A 15,666-nucleotide genomic window follows, 5' to 3' on the forward strand; every position below is an offset into this window, starting at 1 on the left:
TTATCTACCCGGCCGCGCAGTGTAGAGTTTAGGCACGATCCCGCGGTTCCGTGATTAATTGCGAAATATTGCTTTAACACACATTTGCACGGCTCATTCAGCCCTGTAGGCAAATGCGCCAAGAGCCTTGCAACGCGGGCGCGGGCGGCGCCAGAATGCCGACATCTGCCCCGCCGAAGTAAGGAAGCCCGATGCCCGATCCTGTCGCTGCGAGCCTGCGTCTTGCGCCAGAAGCCCTGACCCGGCCGTTTTCCGCTGAACAGTTCGCCTTCTCCACAACCAATGATCTGGAGCCATTTCGCGGTGTGCTGGGCCAGGAACGTGCGGTCGAAGCCTTGCAGTTCGGCGTCGCCATGCCACGTCCGGGATACAACGTATTTGTCATGGGCGAGCCGGGTACCGGCCGCTTCTCGTTCGTCAAACGCTACCTGAAAGCCGAAGGCAAGCGCCTGCACACGCCGTCGGACTGGGTCTACGTCAGCAACTTCGACGAACTGCGCGAGCCGCGCGCGGTGGAACTGCCCGCCGGCAGTGCGAACACCTTCATCGCCGACATCGGCGGCCTGATCGACAACCTGCTGGCGACCTTCCCGGCGGTCTTCGAGCACCCGTCCTACCAGCAGAAGAAAAGCGCCATCGACCGTGCGTTCAACCAGCGCTACGACCGTGCGCTGGACGTGATCGAGCGCGCTTCGCTGGAGAAGGATGTGGCGCTGTACCGCGACAGCACCAACGTCGCGTTCACCCCGATGAGCGACGGCAAGGCGCTGGACGAAGCGGAGTTCGCCCAGTTGCCGGAAGCCGAGCGCGAGCGTTTCCACGAGGACATCGCAATCCTCGAAGAGCGCTTGAACGAAGAACTCGCCAGCCTCCCGCAGTGGAAGCGCGAATCGAACAACCAACTGCGCCAGCTCAACGAAGAAACCATCACCCTGGCGCTGCAGCCATTGCTGGCGCCGCTGTCGGAAAAGTACTCGGAAAACGCCGAGGTCTGCGCCTACCTGCAGGCCATGCAGGTCAACCTGCTGCGCACCGTGGTCGAGCAACTGGTGGATGACGCCAAGACCGACGCCGTGGCGCGCAAGCTGCTCGAAGAGCAATACGCACCGAGCCTGGTGGTGGGCCATCCGGCCAGCGGCGGCGCGCCGGTGGTGTTCGAGCCGCACCCGACCTACGACAACCTGTTCGGCCGCATCGAATACAGCACCGACCAAGGCGCGCTGTACACCACCTACCGGCAACTGCGCCCGGGTGCGCTGCACCGGGCCAATGGCGGTTTCCTGATTCTCGAAGCGGAGAAGATGCTCGGCGAGCCCTTCGTCTGGGACGCCCTCAAGCGCGCCCTGCAATCGCGCAAGCTGAAGATGGAATCGCCGCTGGGCGAGCTGGGCCGCATCGCCACGGTGACCCTGACGCCGCAGATGATCCCGCTGCAGGTCAAGGTCATCATCATCGGCTCCCGCCAGCTCTACTACGCGCTGCAGGACCATGATCCGGACTTCCAGGAGATGTTCCGCGTGCTGGTGGATTTCGACGAAGAAATCCCGATGCACAACGAGAGCCTGGAGCAGTTCGCCCAGTTGCTGAAAACCCGTACCAGTGAAGAAGGCATGGCGCCGCTGACCGCCGATGCGGTGGCCCGCCTGGCGACCTACAGCGCGCGCCTGGCGGAAAATCAGAAGCGTCTGTCGGCGCGGATCGGTGACCTGTTCCAACTGGTCAGCGAGGCGGACTTCATTCGCCACCTGGCCAATGACGAAATGACCGACGTCGGCCACATCGAACGCGCCCTCAAGGCCAAGGCCACGCGCACCGGGCGGGTCTCGGCGCGGATTCTCGACGACATGCTGGCCGGCATCATCCTGATCGACACCGAAGGCGCTGCGGTAGGCAAGTGCAACGGCCTGACCGTGCTGGAAGTGGGCGATTCGGCCTTCGGTGTGCCGGCGCGGATTTCCGCCACGGTGTACCCGGGCGGCAGCGGCATTGTCGACATCGAGCGCGAGGTCAATCTCGGCCAGCCGATCCACTCCAAGGGCGTGATGATCCTTACCGGTTACCTGGGCAGCCGTTACGCCCAGGAATTCCCGCTGGCGATTTCGGCGAGCATCGCCCTGGAACAGTCCTACGGCTATGTCGATGGTGACAGCGCTTCGCTGGGTGAGGCCTGCACGCTGATCTCGGCGCTGTCGAAGACTCCGCTCAAGCAGTGCTTCGCCATTACCGGGTCGATCAACCAGTTCGGTGAGGTGCAGGCGGTGGGTGGGGTCAACGAGAAGATCGAAGGCTTCTTCCGACTCTGCGAGGCCCGCGGTCTGACCGGAGAGCAGGGCGCGATCATTCCGAAAGCCAACGTCGTCACCCTGATGCTGGATGAGCGGGTGCTGCAGGCGGTGCGCAACGGGCAGTTCCACATCTACGCCGTCAGCCAGGCCGATGAAGCCCTGAGCCTGTTGGTGGGTGAGCCGGCGGGCGAGCCGGATGCCGATGGCCAGTTCCCGGAAGGCAGCGTCAACGCCCGGGTGGTCGAGCGTCTGCGGGTGATCGCCGAAATGATCAGCGAAGACGACCTCAAGGAAGCCGAAAAAGAACTGGCTGAACAGGCGCTTGCGGAGGTCAAACCCGCCTGAGGGAAACATTGCGGGCGCCGTGTTGTCATGACCATTCGGCGCCCGCTTGCCGGCACTCGCTTGCCGGCGGCGGTTTTCTTCTATTCTTCAGGGCATGGATAGTCGTCGGTGCAGGACGGAACAGCCTTGTGGTCGGAGGCTGAACGAGATTTTTCCGAGGGTCGTCGCCATGCCGCGCAGCCTCAGCCTTACCCGCCAATGCCTGGGCCTGGTGACCCGCATTGAGTGCAGTATTCGTCCGCTGGCCGGAGACAATGGCATGTGGACACTGCTTTTCGCCGCCGGCATGGCTGGCGAACAGCCTTCTGCCATCAAGGCCCAAGGGCCGTTTCACGGTCCGTTCGTGGCCGAGTCGGTGCTTGAGGCGATCGTCGACAGCCTGACCCTCCACGGTTACACGGTGGCGAACGATCCGCAGATCTGGTGCGTACACCTTCAGGCACAGTTACGACGCGTCAACGGCGGGCACGTGCATCACGTTGGCTGACGTCTGACTCTTCCAGATCCCGAACCCTTCGGGGTCTTTCCCCTGCCTGCGGCAGCGCGTCGCGGGCTTTTTCCCACACGTCTGGCTGATATACTGCCGCTCGATTTTCCCCCGCCTTCAGGTGACTAGCTCAATGGAACGCTTTATCGAAAATGCGATGTACGCCTCGCGCTGGCTGCTCGCACCGATCTACTTTGGATTGTCGCTGGGCTTGCTGGCGCTGGCATTGAAGTTCTTCCAGGAGATATTCCACGTTCTCCCAAACGTCTTTTCCCTGGCCGAATCCGACCTGATCCTGGTGCTGCTGTCGCTGATCGACATGGCGCTGGTGGGTGGTCTGCTGGTGATGGTGATGATCTCCGGCTACGAGAACTTCGTCTCGCAACTGGACATCGACGAAAGCAAGGAAAAGCTCAGCTGGCTCGGCAAGATGGACTCGTCTTCGCTGAAGATGAAAGTGGCTGCGTCGATCGTGGCAATTTCCTCGATCCACCTGCTGCGGGTATTCATGGACGCCCAGAACATCAAGTCCGACTACCTGATGTGGTACGTGATCATCCACATGACCTTCGTGATTTCGGCCTTCGCCATGGGTTACCTGGACAAGCTCACCAAGCACTGATTGCTGCTGGTAAGCGCGTCATCCGCCGCCCGTCCGTTGCAAAACGGACGGGCGGTTGCGTTTCTGCCTTGTGCTTTGTGGCGTGCTGTACAAAAAATGAACGGTCGCTCGAATGTTCCAGTTGCGAGGTAGTGTCATGAACCTGCACGAATTGAACACCCAGGCCCGCGCGGGCCGTGTCGAGGAACTCAACCTGATCGCCATCGAAGGCGGCGATTTCCTGCTTGAAGCGCGATGCAGTGGTCACGCGCATCCGCTGACCAACATCAAGGGCAGCCGTCTGAAAGTGCACTCGATGGTCGAGGCGCACCATCTGCTGGAAGGCTTGCCAACGTTGCCGCTGAACCTCGTGCATTGGTCGGTGCAGGATGAAATGTGTGGCATGGCCGATATCGGGGAAGAAGACCTCAAGCTGCCCCTGCCGCGTCGTTCGCCTGGTAGCTGAACTGCTTCGCCGCAGTGTGCTAGGCTGCTGGCCCTTTTCATAAAGGGCGCAGTGGTTTTGCGCCCTGCTGCGGAGCAAGCCAATGTCCGAAATCAACCTGTCCACCGACGAAACCCGCGTCAGCTACGGCATCGGCCGTCAACTGGGCGGTCAACTGCGCGACAACCCGCCACCGGGCGTGAGTCTGGACGCCATCCTGGCCGGCCTGACTGATGCCTTCTCTGGCCAAGCCAGCCGCGTCAGCGAAGAAGAGCTGTCCGCCAGCTTCAAGGTCATCCGTGACGTCATGCAGGCCGAAGCTGCTGCCAAGGCAGAAGCTGCCGCTGCATCCGGCAAGGAATTCCTGGTCGAGAACGCCAAGCGTGACGGCATCACCACCCTGGCCTCGGGCCTGCAGTTCGAAGTCCTGACCGCTGGTGAAGGCGCCAAGCCGACCCGTGAAGACAACGTGCGTACTCACTACCACGGCACCCTGATCGACGGCACTGTCTTCGACAGCTCCTACGATCGTGGTCAGCCGGCTGAGTTCCCGGTTGGCGGCGTGATCGCTGGCTGGACCGAAGCCCTGCAACTGATGAACGCGGGCAGCAAATGGCGCCTGTACGTGCCGAGCGAGCTGGCTTACGGCGCCCAGGGCGTTGGCAGCATCCCGCCGCACAGTGTTCTGGTCTTCGACGTCGAGTTGCTGGACGTTCTGTAAGCCAAATCCTGATCGCGAGCAAGCTCGCTCCTACAGAGATCAACACCCTGTAGAAGCGAGCTTGCTCGCGATTTCATATTTCGATCAGAACCCGGTATGAGGGGTGTTCGGGCGCAAGGCCCGCGCATAACAGAACAGGAACAGGTTCCTCACCAGTTCCTTGAGCACGATCGGCTCACTTGAATTCAGACCATTGAGATCCAGGTCGCCCTGGTCGCGCAGTTCGTCCAGTGCCGCTTCTTCGAGCACGGCACAGACTTCGCCGGTCTCGCGGTGGAGGATGCGCAGGTAAGGTTGGGGGCGGTCAAGCCAGGCGTCGATCAGATAAGTCATGGCTATTCTCCTTGAAAGCGTTCAATGAGAATAATTCTTATTATCAAAATAGCAAGTGACAATTGGGAATTTTTTGCATTTTCTGCCGGGGTGCGCGCCTTTGTCGCGGCGCGCCTCCGGATTTGCAGGGGGTCAGACCTTGCGCACGAATTCCGATTTCAGCTTCATCGGACCGATGCCGTCGATCTTGCAATCGATGTCGTGATCGCCATCGCACAGGCGGATGTTCTTCACCTTGGTGCCGACCTTGACCACCAGCGAGGTGCCCTTGACCTTCAGGTCCTTGATCACGGTGATGGTGTCGCCGTCCTGCAGGACGTTGCCGACGGAGTCCTTCTTCACCACATCGTCGTTGGCCGCTTCGGCATCGCCGCTGGCGGACCACTCGTGGGCGCACTCGGGGCAGATCAGTTGAGCGCCGTCTTCATAGGTGTATTCGGAATTGCATTTGGGGCAGGGTGGCAAGGTGCTCACTAAGTTTCCTCAGGTCATGCGTGCAGAAAGCCCACATTGTATAGGGTTTTGCCTGGCAGAGGAAAATCGGGCCCGTCGGACGACGGGCCGGGAGGGGTATCAGTGGGTGCGGGCTACGGCGAATTCGCTGAGTTCGACCAGCGCGTCGCGGTATTCGCTGGCCGGCAGGACGTCGAGGCAGGCGATGGCACGCGCCACGTATTCGCGAGCCAGTTGAGCGGTGTACTCCAGAGCGCCGGCAGCGTCGACCGCGTCGCGGATGCGCTCCAGGTCCTCGATCCCGCCTTTCTGGATTGCCTGGCGAACCAGGGCAGCCTGTTCCGGGGTGCCTTCACGCATGGTGTAGATCAGCGGCAGGGTTGGCTTGCCTTCGGCCAGGTCGTCGCCGACGTTCTTGCCTAGTTCCTGTGCGTCGCCCTTGTAGTCGAGCAGATCGTCGACCAGTTGGAAGGCCACGCCCAGGTGGTCGCCGAAGGTACGCAGGGCTTCACGCTGGTCTTCGCTGGCGCCGGCCAGGGCGGCGGCGCTGTGGGTCGAGGCTTCGAACAGCATCGCGGTCTTGCCGCGGATGACGTCCATGTAGATCTCTTCGGTGGTGCTGGCGTCGCGGATCCGCGACAGTTGCAGCACTTCGCCTTCGGCGATCACGCGGGTGGCCTTGGAGAGGATCTGCATGACCGGCATCGAACCCAGCTCGACCATCATTTCGAAGGAGCGGGAATAGAGGAAGTCGCCCACCAGCACGCTCGGTGCGTTGCCCCAGAGGGCGTTGGCGGTGGAGCGGCCACGGCGCATGCCGGACATGTCGACCACGTCGTCATGCAGCAGGGTGGCGGTGTGCAGGAACTCGATGGTGGCGGCCAGCAGGCGCAGGTCGTCGCCTTCGCGGCCCAGGGCCTTGCCGCAGAGCAGCACCAGCAGAGGGCGCAGGCGCTTGCCGCCGGCCGAGGTGATGTAGTCGCCGATTTTCGATACCAGCGGGACGCGAGAAGTCAGCTGTTTCTTGATGATCTCGTCAACGGCGCTGAAGTCGTCCGCTACCGCGCGGTAGAAAGCTTGGGGTTGCATCGGCCACAGGTGCTCCATATAGGTTGCGCGGCATGCTAGGTTGCGGGTCCCGGCCTGTCAAGGCGCGCTGCCCGGGCCACTGGGGCGGGACTTGCAAGGCCGGATGGGCTTGCGTACAATCGCGCACCCTAACTTCCTGGGCAGCACCTGCCTTACGCAATTGCACTGGGCCGTTCCAGCCCTATGCAGCCATGCCAGCCAATATTCTTACTATAAAGAGCTGGGTGAGCAGGATTATTGGAGAAATACCCATGTCTTACGCAGTAATTGTTACCGGTGGCAAGCAGTACAAAGTCGCCGAAGGTGAATACCTGAAGATCGAAAAACTGGAAGTCGCTACTGGCGAATCCGTTACTTTCGACCGCGTTCTGCTGGTCGCCAATGGCGACGACGTGAACATCGGCGCTCCAGTTGTTGCTGGTGCCAAGGTTGTTGCTGAAGTGATCTCGCAAGGTCGTCACGACAAAGTGCGCATCATCAAGTTCCGTCGCCGTAAGCACCACATGAAGCGTATGGGCCACCGCCAGTGGTTCACCGAGATCAAAATCACCGGTATTCAGGCTTAATTTCAGCCTAATCCCCCTTCAGGAGAATTGAACTCATGGCACACAAAAAAGCTGGTGGTAGTACCCGTAACGGTCGCGACTCAGAAGCCAAACGCCTTGGCGTGAAGATGTATGGCGGCCAGGCTATCATCCCTGGCAACATCATCGTCCGTCAGCGCGGCACCCAATTCCACGCTGGCTACGGCGTTGGCATGGGCAAGGATCACACCCTGTTCGCCAAGATCGCGGGTAAGATCAAGTTCGAAGTAAAAGGCGCCTTCGGTCGTCGTTACGTGAGCGTTGTCGCCGAGTAATCGTGCGATCGCTGGAAAAGCCCTGTCTCGCGACGGGGCTTTTTCGTTTTTGGGGTGAGTCTCTTGCAAAGCTGTTTGTATGGGCTGCCGGCGCTGGTTGTTACGGTCGTTGACGGGGGCCGCCGCGCTCATTTTTGCAAGAGCCTTATGTCTTTGTGTCATTCAACTCGTCCGACTGACGAGAGGCGGTTTTTATGAAGTTTGTTGACGAAGTATCGATCCGGGTCAAAGCCGGTGACGGCGGTAACGGTTGCATGAGCTTCCGCCGCGAAAAATTCATCGAGAACGGCGGTCCCAACGGCGGTGACGGTGGCGACGGCGGTTCGGTCTACATGGTTGCCGACGAAAACCTCAACACCCTGGTCGACTACCGTTACACCCGTCATTTCGATGCCCAGCGCGGCTCGAACGGCGGCAGCACCGACTGCACCGGCAAGAAGGGCGATGATCTGGTCCTGCGCGTGCCGGTCGGCACCACGGTGATCGACGCCGCTACCCAGGAAATCATCGGTGACCTGGTCAAGCCAGGGCAGAAGCTGATGGTGGTTCAGGGCGGCTGGCACGGTCTGGGCAACACCCGCTTCAAATCCAGTACCAACCGTGCGCCACGCCAGACCACTCCGGGTAAACCGGGTGAGCAGCGTGACCTGAAACTGGAAATGAAAGTCCTCGCCGACGTCGGTCTGCTGGGCCTGCCAAACGCCGGCAAGAGCACCTTCATCCGCGCCGTCTCGGCCGCCAAGCCGAAAGTCGCCGACTACCCGTTCACCACCCTGGTGCCGAACCTGGGTGTGGTCAGCGTCGACCGCTGGAAGAGCTTCGTCATCGCCGACATCCCCGGCCTGATCGAAGGCGCTTCCGACGGTGCCGGCCTGGGTATCCGTTTCCTCAAGCACTTGGCGCGTACCCGCGTGCTGCTGCACCTGGTCGATCTGGCGCCGCTGGACGAAAGCAGCCCGGCCGATGCCGCGGAAGTCATCGTCAACGAACTCGAGCGCTTCAGCCCGTCGCTGGGCGAGCGTGAGCGCTGGCTGGTACTGAACAAGTCGGACATGATCCCTGACGACGAGCGCGATGAGCGGGTCAAGGAAGTGGTCGACCGCCTGCAGTGGGAAGGCCCGGTCTACGTGATCTCGGCGATCTCCCGCCAGGGCACCGAAAAGCTCAGCCATGACCTCATGCGCTACCTTGAAGACCGCGCCGACCGCCAGGCTAACGATCCGGCCTACGCTGCGGAACTGGCTGACCTCGATCAGCGCATCGAAGACGAAGCCCGCGCCCAGTTGCAGGCCCTGGACGACGCCCGCACCTTGCGCCGTACTGGCGTCAAGAGCGTGGACGATGTCAGCGACGACGATGACTTCTGGGGCGAAGAGGACGACGAAGACGGTCCGGAAATCATTTACGTGCGCGACTGATCCGTTGCAGTACACTGAACGCCGCTTTTTCAAGCGGCGTTTTGTTATCTAAAAAATCTACAGAATCCACACAGATCGATAGGTTGGAAGAAGATGCGGAGCAAGGTGACAGGTGCCCAGCGCTGGGTCGTGAAGATTGGCAGTGCCCTGCTGACGGCGGATGGCAAGGGCCTGGATCGCGCGGCCATGGGTGTCTGGGTCGAGCAGATGGTGGCCCTGCGTGAAGCAGGCGTCGAGTTGGTGCTGGTCTCCTCCGGGGCCGTGGCTGCCGGCATGAGCCGTCTGGGCTGGACCAAGCGACCGAGTGCGATGAACGAGTTGCAGGCGGCCGCCTCCATCGGCCAGATGGGCCTGGTACAGGCCTGGGAGTCCAGCTTCGGCGAGCACGGCAAGCACACCGCGCAGATTCTCCTGACCCACGACGACCTGTCCGATCGCAAGCGTTACCTCAATGCCCGCAGCACCCTGCGCACCCTGGTGGAGCTGGGCGTGGTGCCGGTGATCAACGAGAACGACACGGTGGTCACCGACGAAATCCGCTTCGGCGACAACGACACCTTGGCCGCGCTGGTGGCCAACCTGGTCGAAGCCGACCTGCTGGTGATCCTTACCGACCGCGACGGCATGTTCGATGCCGATCCGCGCAACAACCCCGATGCCAAGCTGATCTACGAAGCCCGTGCCGACGACCCGAGCCTCGATGCCGTGGCTGGCGGTACCGGCGGTGCGCTGGGCCGTGGCGGCATGCAGACCAAACTGCGCGCAGCTCGCCTCGCGGCCCGTTCCGGCGCCCACACCATCATCATCGGCGGGCGCCTGGAGCGCGTGCTGGATCGCCTCAAGGCCGGCGAGCGCATCGGCACGCTGCTGTCGCCTGAGCGCGGCATGCTGGCGGCGCGCAAGCAGTGGCTGGCGGGCCACCTGCAAACCCGCGGCACTCTGGTGCTGGATGCCGGCGCTGTACAAGCGCTGCGCGAAGCGAACAAGAGTTTGCTTCCAGTGGGCGTGAAGACCGTGCAAGGCAGCTTCCGCCGTGGCGAGATGGTGGTTTGTGTCGGCCCGGACGGCTTGGAAGTGGCTCGCGGTCTGGCCAACTACAGCGCCCTCGAGGCGCAGAAAATCATCGGCCAACCGTCGGATGCCATCGAGAGCCTGCTGGGCTATAGCGCCGAGCCGGAGCTGGTGCACCGCGACAACCTGATTCTGGTGTGAGGAAAATGAGTGTGATCAAGGGACTGTTTGTCGCCGCGTTGCTGGCCCTGCCGGCGCTGGTATCGGCTGAAGAAATCGGCCAGGTGTCCACCGTGTTCAAGCTGGTCGGACCGAATGACCGGATCGTCGTCGAAGCCTTCGACGACCCCAAGGTCGAAGGCGTGACGTGCTACCTGTCGCGGGCCAAGACTGGCGGCGTGAAGGGCGGGCTGGGGTTGGCGGAAGACCGCGCGGAAGCGTCGATCGCCTGTCGTCAGGTCGGCCCGATCAACTTCAAGGGTCAGCTCAAGGATGGCGAGGAAGTGTTCAAGGAACGCACCTCGCTGGTGTTCAAGACCATGCAGGTGGTGCGCTTCCTCGACAAGAAGCGCAACACGCTGGTGTACCTGGTGTACAGCGACCGCGTGATCGAAGGCAGCCCGCAGAATGCGGTGACGGCGATTCCGATTTTGCCTTGGGCGCAGTGATCGCTTTCTGAAATATGTGGGGCCGGTAAAGGCCCCACATCATTTTCAGGCTGACGCCTCTTCGGCCTCTTCCCGCACCTCCGCCTTCACCACATCCAGCCGGCTGATGTACTTCCAGTCCGACTCGTCGATGTAGATGCCGTTCGGCCCGCTACCGCCTTCCAGATCGATCGCCACGTGTGCCGACACCTGCGGCTTCACGCTCGCCAGGATCGGGACGAAGCCCAGTTGCAGGCTCGTTTCCAGCAGCGCGGCCTGGTTGCGTTCGTCGATGTCCGCAGCCTCATCGAGGTAGTACGGCAGGCGCACGCGGCCGGCGAGGTCGCGGTCCATCAGGTGCAGCAACAGGTACATGTTGGTCAGCGCCTTGATGGTCATCGTGGTGCCGTTGGAGGCGGCGCCGTCGATGTCGGTGTGGATGACCGGCTGGCCGTTGACCTTGGTGATCTCGAACGCGAGTTCGAATAGGTCCTTGAGGCCAAGCTGGTTGTGGTTCGCCGCAACCAGGCGGGCCAGATACTCCTTGGCTTCCTCGTTCTTGTTGTCCTGCTCGGCACTCTGGCTCAGGTCGAACACCGACAGGGTCTCGCCTTCCTCGTATTGGCCGGCGCTGTGGATGATCTGGTCGATGTGTTTGAGCGCTTCCTTGTTCGGCGCGAGGACGATGCGGAAGCTCTGCAGGTTGGACACCTGGCGGCGGTTGATCTCGCGGTTGAACAGCGCCAGTTGGTGTTCGAGGCTGTCGTAGTCGCTGCGGATGTTGCGCAGGGTCCGGGCGATGTCGGTGACCGCGGCGCGGCGTGCCTTGCCCAGGGTCAGCGCTTCATCGGTGCGGTGCGCGTAGGCGTTGATCAGCAGTTGCAGGCGGCGCTCCATGTCGTCTTCGCTGTCGAACTTGGCCACGCCCTTGAGGCGGACCTGGGCGTACAGCGCTTCGATCTGGTTGTCGACCCGCAGCAGGCCCTGCCAACTGTCCTGATAGTCGTTGAGCAGCGGCAGCAGGTTGTCCATCGAGTCGTCCACCGGCTCCATGAACGGCGTGCCGAACGGCAGGTCTGACGGCAGCAGTTGGCGGCGGCGCAGGGCGTCGTCGAGGGTGCGCTGCTTGGCTTCCATATCGGCGATCTGCCGGCCGACCAGTTGCAGTTTGGCGGACAGTTGCTGGACGCGTTCGGTGAAGGCGTCGCTGGAGCGCTTGAGTTCGTCCTGGGCGGCTTCCAGTTGCGCCAGTTGTTCCAGCTTGTCACCTTCTTCGACGCTCAGGGTCTGGGTGCGGCGGAAATCTTCGAGGGCTTTCTGCGCGTCCAGCACCTGTTGGTACAGGGCTTCGGTCTGGGTCTTGCTCGCGGCGCGGTCGGCGGTCACCGACTGCTGGGTCTTGAGCTGCTTGAGTTCTTTTTCCAGGCGCTCCTTCTGGTCGCGCAGTGCGGCGCGGTCGGCCAGGGCCTGCAGGGCCGGCGGCTCGATATGGGACAGGTCGATGGACAGGCCAGGCACTTCGAAGCGCTCGCCCTTGAAGCCGTCCAGTACCGCTTCCAGTGACTTGACCCAGACGTCGCTGTCATCCAGCTCGATGCCGCGCTCGCCCAGCGGCAGGCTGAACAGCGCGCCGTTGAACAGGCGCATCAGACGTTCGACGTCCTGTTGCGAGAACTCTTCGCGCAGGCGGGCGTAGCTGTTGTTGTCGGCGTGATCGAGTTGCTGTTTCACCGACTTCAGGCGTTTTTCCAGGTCCCGCAGGCGCTCTTCGAGGTCTTCGGCGCTGAACTGGCGGGACTGCGCCAGGGCGCCGGCCAGCTCGTCGTGGGCATCCTTGGCGGCCAGCAGTTGCTGTTCCAGCACCTTGACGTCGTCCACCAGAGCAAAGCGGTTCTTCAGCACCGACAGCTCGCCGAGCCAGCGCTGAATGCCGCTGATTTCACGCTCCAGGCGCATCAGTTCCTGGGTGCCGTTGCGCTGGTCGTTCTGCAGTGCGTCCTGCTCGCCACGGTAGTGTTCGGACTGGATGACCAGTTCTTCCTTGCGGGCGCCGGAGTAGTCCTGCCAGGTGCCCAGCAGCGAATCGAGCAGGGGCGACAGGCGGTGCAGTTTGCCGCGCAGGATGTCGCGCTGCGCCACGCCGTTGGCCAGGGCCTCGACCAGCGGGCCGGCGGCGACCAGCGAGTTGTAGTCCTGCTCCATGCGGCGTACGTCGCGGAAGGCTTCTTCGCACGCAGCGATGTAGTCGACGCTGCCGGAGCGCAGGCTGTGCTCGAAGGCGTCGAGGAACAGTTGCTTGAGCTTGGCGGCGGTGATTTCGCGCATGTGCAGCAGGTTGATGAACAGTGCGCGGAAAGTCTTCAGGCTCTGCTCGCTGGTGGAGCGCAGCGGGATCAGGGTCAGGTCGAGCGGAATCGAGGTGTGTCCGCCGACCAGCAGCCGGCGCAGTTCGTCAGGCTTGAGTTCGTAGGCTTTCAGGCCATTGCGCTCGAGGTTGGCGAACAGCTCTTTCTGGCGCAGGCAGGTGTCGTTGCGCTGGTAGTGGGCCAGGTCCAGCTCGCCGGCGTAGGCGAAGAACTGGTGGCCGAAGCCGCCGCCCGGGCCGCGGCCGACCACGCCAATCACGTGCGGGCCGTGGGGCAGGTTCACTTCGCAGAGGATGTAGCTGGTGTCGCTGGCAAAGTAGAAGCGCCGCGACTGCTCCAGGCTGTATTTGCCGAAGCTCATGTCCGACATGCGCGCCAGAATCGGGAATTGCAGGGCGTTGATCGAGGCACTCTTGCCCAGGTTGTTCGCGCCGTAGACCGACAGCGGGTGTTCCAGCGGGAACAGGCCGAGGCTGTAGCCGGCGGTGTTGAGCAATGCGAAGCGGCGGATGCCGTAGCGTTCCTGGCTCATGCGTCAATCTCCTGTTGCTCTTCGGCGATGGCCCGGGCCAGGGCGTCTTCTTCGCTTTCTTCGAACGGCGCCAGATCGAGCGGGTCGTCGGTGCTGTTGAGTTGTTCGGGGCTTTCTTCTTCCACCAGCACGGGCGTGGGCAGCGGCAGGTTGCTGTGCAGGCTGGCGGCCAGGTCGCGGTCCTGCTGGACCGACAGGCAGACATCGAGGAAGCGGTGCATCGGCGGCAGGAAGCGGTAGATGCCGTTTTCTTCGTGGGCGAAGCCGAGCTGGGTCATGCGGCGCATGATCTTTTCTTCCAGTTCGTCGGGGGTCTGCACTTCGGCCTGGAGGAACAGGTCGCGGTACTTGTCCAGCAGCGAGGGCAGTTCGTCGCGGCCGAGGCTGCCGCCGTCGAGCACCGACATCGGGTCGCGGCCCTGGTCGGCCAGGTGCTCCACCAGGATGAAGGTGAACAGCGACAGGCGCTGCGCGGTCTTGTTGACCTGCGCGGCAGCCAGCTCGGGGACGAAGTAATAGAAGCCGCGGGTGTCGCAGACCAGCTCGTAGCCCAGCGCCTTGAACAGGCCGCGGTACTGGTCCTGGAAGTTCGACAGTTGGGTGTACAGCTCCGGGTCGCGCCGGCTGATGTGGAAGCCCTTGAACAGCTCGCGGAAGATCGGTGCGAGCTGGGACAGTTCGGAAAGATCAAGATGCATGGGTAGGGCTCGCTGTAGGCTCTGGCGAAGTTTCGCGGCTGGATGTCAGGGCGAAGGAGCGCAGGCTGACCAGGTGTTCGCGGGTGGTGTAGTCACGGCGGTCGAGGCGTTCGCGGGCGAAGCGTTTTTCCCGCGAGAGGCGCGAGAACCAATAGAGCAGTTCGTCGGTGGCGCCTTCGGGTTCCTGCTCCAGCAGCCAGACCATCAGGTCCGGCAGGGGCAGGGCGTCTTCGCAGCGTTCGAGCATTTCCTTGACCGTGCGCGGGGCGCGGGTCGGTTCGCCCTTGTGGCTCTTGTGCGCCTTGGGGAACTGCGCCGGCTTCGGTTCGAAGCGAGCCAGGGCGTAGACGTAGGCCTCGACCTGGCTGGCGCTGCCGAGAAAGGTGCTCTGCGGCCGGGTGAACAGCGGCATGGCCGCCTGCGGCACGGCGTCGATGCCCTTGCGGCGGATCACCGACAGGGCCAGGGCCGCGCCGCGGGTCACGGCGTTGTGCCGGCGCGCTTCTTCGCGCAGCGGCAGCAGCAGTTCGCGGGCGTGGCGCAGGGTCAACTGGGCACTGGTCTGCATTTCGAGGATGCGCGCGTGGGTGCGCAGCAGCATGTCGTCGTCCACCAGTTGCCCGAGCCGGGCCTGCTCGCTGAGCAGGCGCAGCAGCACGGTCTCGACCTTGCGCACGCCTTGTTCGAAAGCGCCGTCGGCGTTGACCAACTGGATCATCGGCTCGACGTACTCGTCCCAGGTAGCCAGTACCTCGGCGTAGCGCTGGCGCAGGGGGATCTGGCGGTCGCTGGTCTTGGCCCGTTCGGCCACGCCGACCAGGGCCTGCTCGTCGTTGTCGAGCTTCTTCAGGACATCGCGCACGCGCATGTCCAGCAGGCGCAACTGGCGGGCCAGGTCGTGGCCGTCGCGGATGTCGAAGGCGTCCTGGATATGCCCGGCCAGGCGCTCGAGGTGGCGCAGGTAGGCTTCGATTTCCAGGCACAGGCCGAGGCGGTGTTCGCGGCGCAGGTAGGCGAGGAAGTCGTGGATCTGGGCGTTCAGCTCGAAGCGGTTGGGGCTTTTTGCCACCGGGACGAGGATGTCCAGGCGGATCCACACGTCGAGCAGGTTGGTGATGTCCTGGACCGTGCTTTCAAGCTGCTGGGCAGCCAGTTGCTGGCGCAATTCGCCCAGACTGAGGGTACCCCCGTCGAACCGCTCGCACAGCGGTTCCAACAGGTTCCAGTGTTCAGCCAGGGCGCGCAGGACGCGCTTGGGTTCGATCATTGGCGGTTCGACTCGCTGCCAAATAAAAGCGCCGATTGTACTGCATTGGGGGGGATTGGCTTCACCCTTGATCGTTTGCAGGGGGTGTCCGGCGTTTTTCCGCCGATCG

16 protein-coding genes are annotated in these 15,666 nt (G+C 62.7%); 10 read left to right on the forward strand and 6 right to left on the reverse strand.

What is annotated here, in order from left to right:
* Positions 1–191 precede the first annotated feature (191 nt).
* From NTD88_RS18385 to NTD88_RS18405, 5 genes are all read left to right on the forward strand, one after another.
* A complete protein-coding gene (locus NTD88_RS18385; RefSeq protein ID WP_095158716.1) occupies positions 192–2,630 on the forward strand; it encodes a Lon protease family protein in 2,439 nt (812 codons plus the stop codon).
* 169 nt (positions 2,631–2,799) lie between these two features.
* Positions 2,800–3,117 (forward strand): hypothetical protein, encoded by a 318-nt coding sequence (locus NTD88_RS18390; RefSeq protein WP_095158715.1) that lies wholly within the window; start codon positions 2,800–2,802, stop codon positions 3,115–3,117.
* 133 nt (positions 3,118–3,250) lie between these two features.
* Entirely contained in the window at positions 3,251–3,739 is a 489-nt protein-coding gene (locus NTD88_RS18395; protein WP_095158714.1) for a TIGR00645 family protein, read from the forward strand.
* Between the two features lie 136 nt (positions 3,740–3,875).
* The gene (locus NTD88_RS18400; protein ID WP_095158728.1) at positions 3,876–4,184 is read left to right on the forward strand and encodes a DUF6482 family protein; all 309 of its coding nucleotides are present in this window, start codon (positions 3,876–3,878) and stop codon (positions 4,182–4,184) included.
* Positions 4,185–4,266: 82 nt separating this feature from the next.
* On the forward strand, positions 4,267–4,884 hold the full coding sequence (locus tag NTD88_RS18405; RefSeq protein WP_095158713.1) for an FKBP-type peptidyl-prolyl cis-trans isomerase: 618 nt from the start codon (positions 4,267–4,269) through the stop codon (positions 4,882–4,884).
* Positions 4,885–4,968: 84 nt separating this feature from the next.
* On the opposite strand, the gene NTD88_RS18410 is transcribed toward NTD88_RS18405, so the two are convergent.
* The 3 genes from NTD88_RS18410 to NTD88_RS18420 form a co-directional block, all read right to left on the reverse strand.
* Positions 4,969–5,217 (reverse strand): hypothetical protein, encoded by a 249-nt coding sequence (locus NTD88_RS18410; RefSeq protein WP_042124780.1) that lies wholly within the window; start codon positions 5,215–5,217, stop codon positions 4,969–4,971.
* 132 nt (positions 5,218–5,349) lie between these two features.
* The gene (locus NTD88_RS18415; protein WP_110970966.1) at positions 5,350–5,691 is read right to left on the reverse strand and encodes a zinc ribbon domain-containing protein YjdM; all 342 of its coding nucleotides are present in this window, start codon (positions 5,689–5,691) and stop codon (positions 5,350–5,352) included.
* A 99-nt stretch (positions 5,692–5,790) separates the two neighbouring features.
* The gene (locus NTD88_RS18420; RefSeq protein ID WP_095158711.1) at positions 5,791–6,759 is read right to left on the reverse strand and encodes a polyprenyl synthetase family protein; all 969 of its coding nucleotides are present in this window, start codon (positions 6,757–6,759) and stop codon (positions 5,791–5,793) included.
* Positions 6,760–7,010: 251 nt separating this feature from the next.
* On the opposite strand from NTD88_RS18420, the gene rplU reads away from it, so the two are divergent.
* The 5 genes from rplU to NTD88_RS18445 all read left to right on the forward strand — a co-directional run bounded on the left by rplU (position 7,011) and on the right by NTD88_RS18445 (position 10,715).
* A complete protein-coding gene (rplU, locus tag NTD88_RS18425) occupies positions 7,011–7,325 on the forward strand; it encodes a 50S ribosomal protein L21 (protein WP_009398990.1) in 315 nt (104 codons plus the stop codon).
* Between the two features lie 35 nt (positions 7,326–7,360).
* On the forward strand, positions 7,361–7,618 hold the full coding sequence (rpmA, locus tag NTD88_RS18430) for a 50S ribosomal protein L27 (RefSeq protein WP_010225698.1): 258 nt from the start codon (positions 7,361–7,363) through the stop codon (positions 7,616–7,618).
* A 194-nt stretch (positions 7,619–7,812) separates the two neighbouring features.
* Positions 7,813–9,036, forward strand: a complete 1,224-nt coding sequence (gene cgtA, locus NTD88_RS18435; protein WP_262154090.1) for an Obg family GTPase CgtA — start codon at positions 7,813–7,815, stop codon at positions 9,034–9,036.
* 93 nt (positions 9,037–9,129) lie between these two features.
* A complete protein-coding gene (gene proB, locus NTD88_RS18440; RefSeq protein ID WP_095158709.1) occupies positions 9,130–10,248 on the forward strand; it encodes a glutamate 5-kinase in 1,119 nt (372 codons plus the stop codon).
* A gap of 5 nt (positions 10,249–10,253) precedes the next feature.
* Positions 10,254–10,715 carry a CreA family protein gene (locus NTD88_RS18445; protein WP_095158708.1) on the forward strand — a complete coding sequence of 154 codons (462 nt, stop codon included), beginning with the start codon at positions 10,254–10,256 and terminating at the stop codon, positions 10,713–10,715.
* Positions 10,716–10,760: 45 nt separating this feature from the next.
* On the opposite strand, the gene mksF is transcribed toward NTD88_RS18445, so the two are convergent.
* The 3 genes from mksF to mksB are packed head-to-tail and all read right to left on the reverse strand — an operon-like array spanning position 10,761 to position 15,557.
* Positions 10,761–13,592, reverse strand: coding sequence for an Mks condensin complex protein MksF (gene mksF / locus NTD88_RS18450; protein ID WP_262154088.1), 2,832 nt, complete (start codon positions 13,590–13,592; stop codon positions 10,761–10,763).
* Entirely contained in the window at positions 13,589–14,290 is a 702-nt protein-coding gene (gene mksE, locus NTD88_RS18455) for an Mks condensin complex protein MksE (protein WP_095158706.1), read from the reverse strand. The genes mksF and mksE overlap by 4 nt, the downstream gene beginning before the upstream one ends.
* Positions 14,280–15,557 carry an Mks condensin complex protein MksB gene (gene mksB / locus NTD88_RS18460; RefSeq protein WP_095158705.1) on the reverse strand — a complete coding sequence of 426 codons (1,278 nt, stop codon included), beginning with the start codon at positions 15,555–15,557 and terminating at the stop codon, positions 14,280–14,282. The genes mksE and mksB overlap by 11 nt, the downstream gene beginning before the upstream one ends.
* Positions 15,558–15,666: the final 109 nt, after the last annotated feature.

Source organism: Pseudomonas sp. 20P_3.2_Bac5, from assembly GCF_025466035.1.
Lineage (GTDB): Bacteria > Pseudomonadota > Gammaproteobacteria > Pseudomonadales > Pseudomonadaceae > Aquipseudomonas.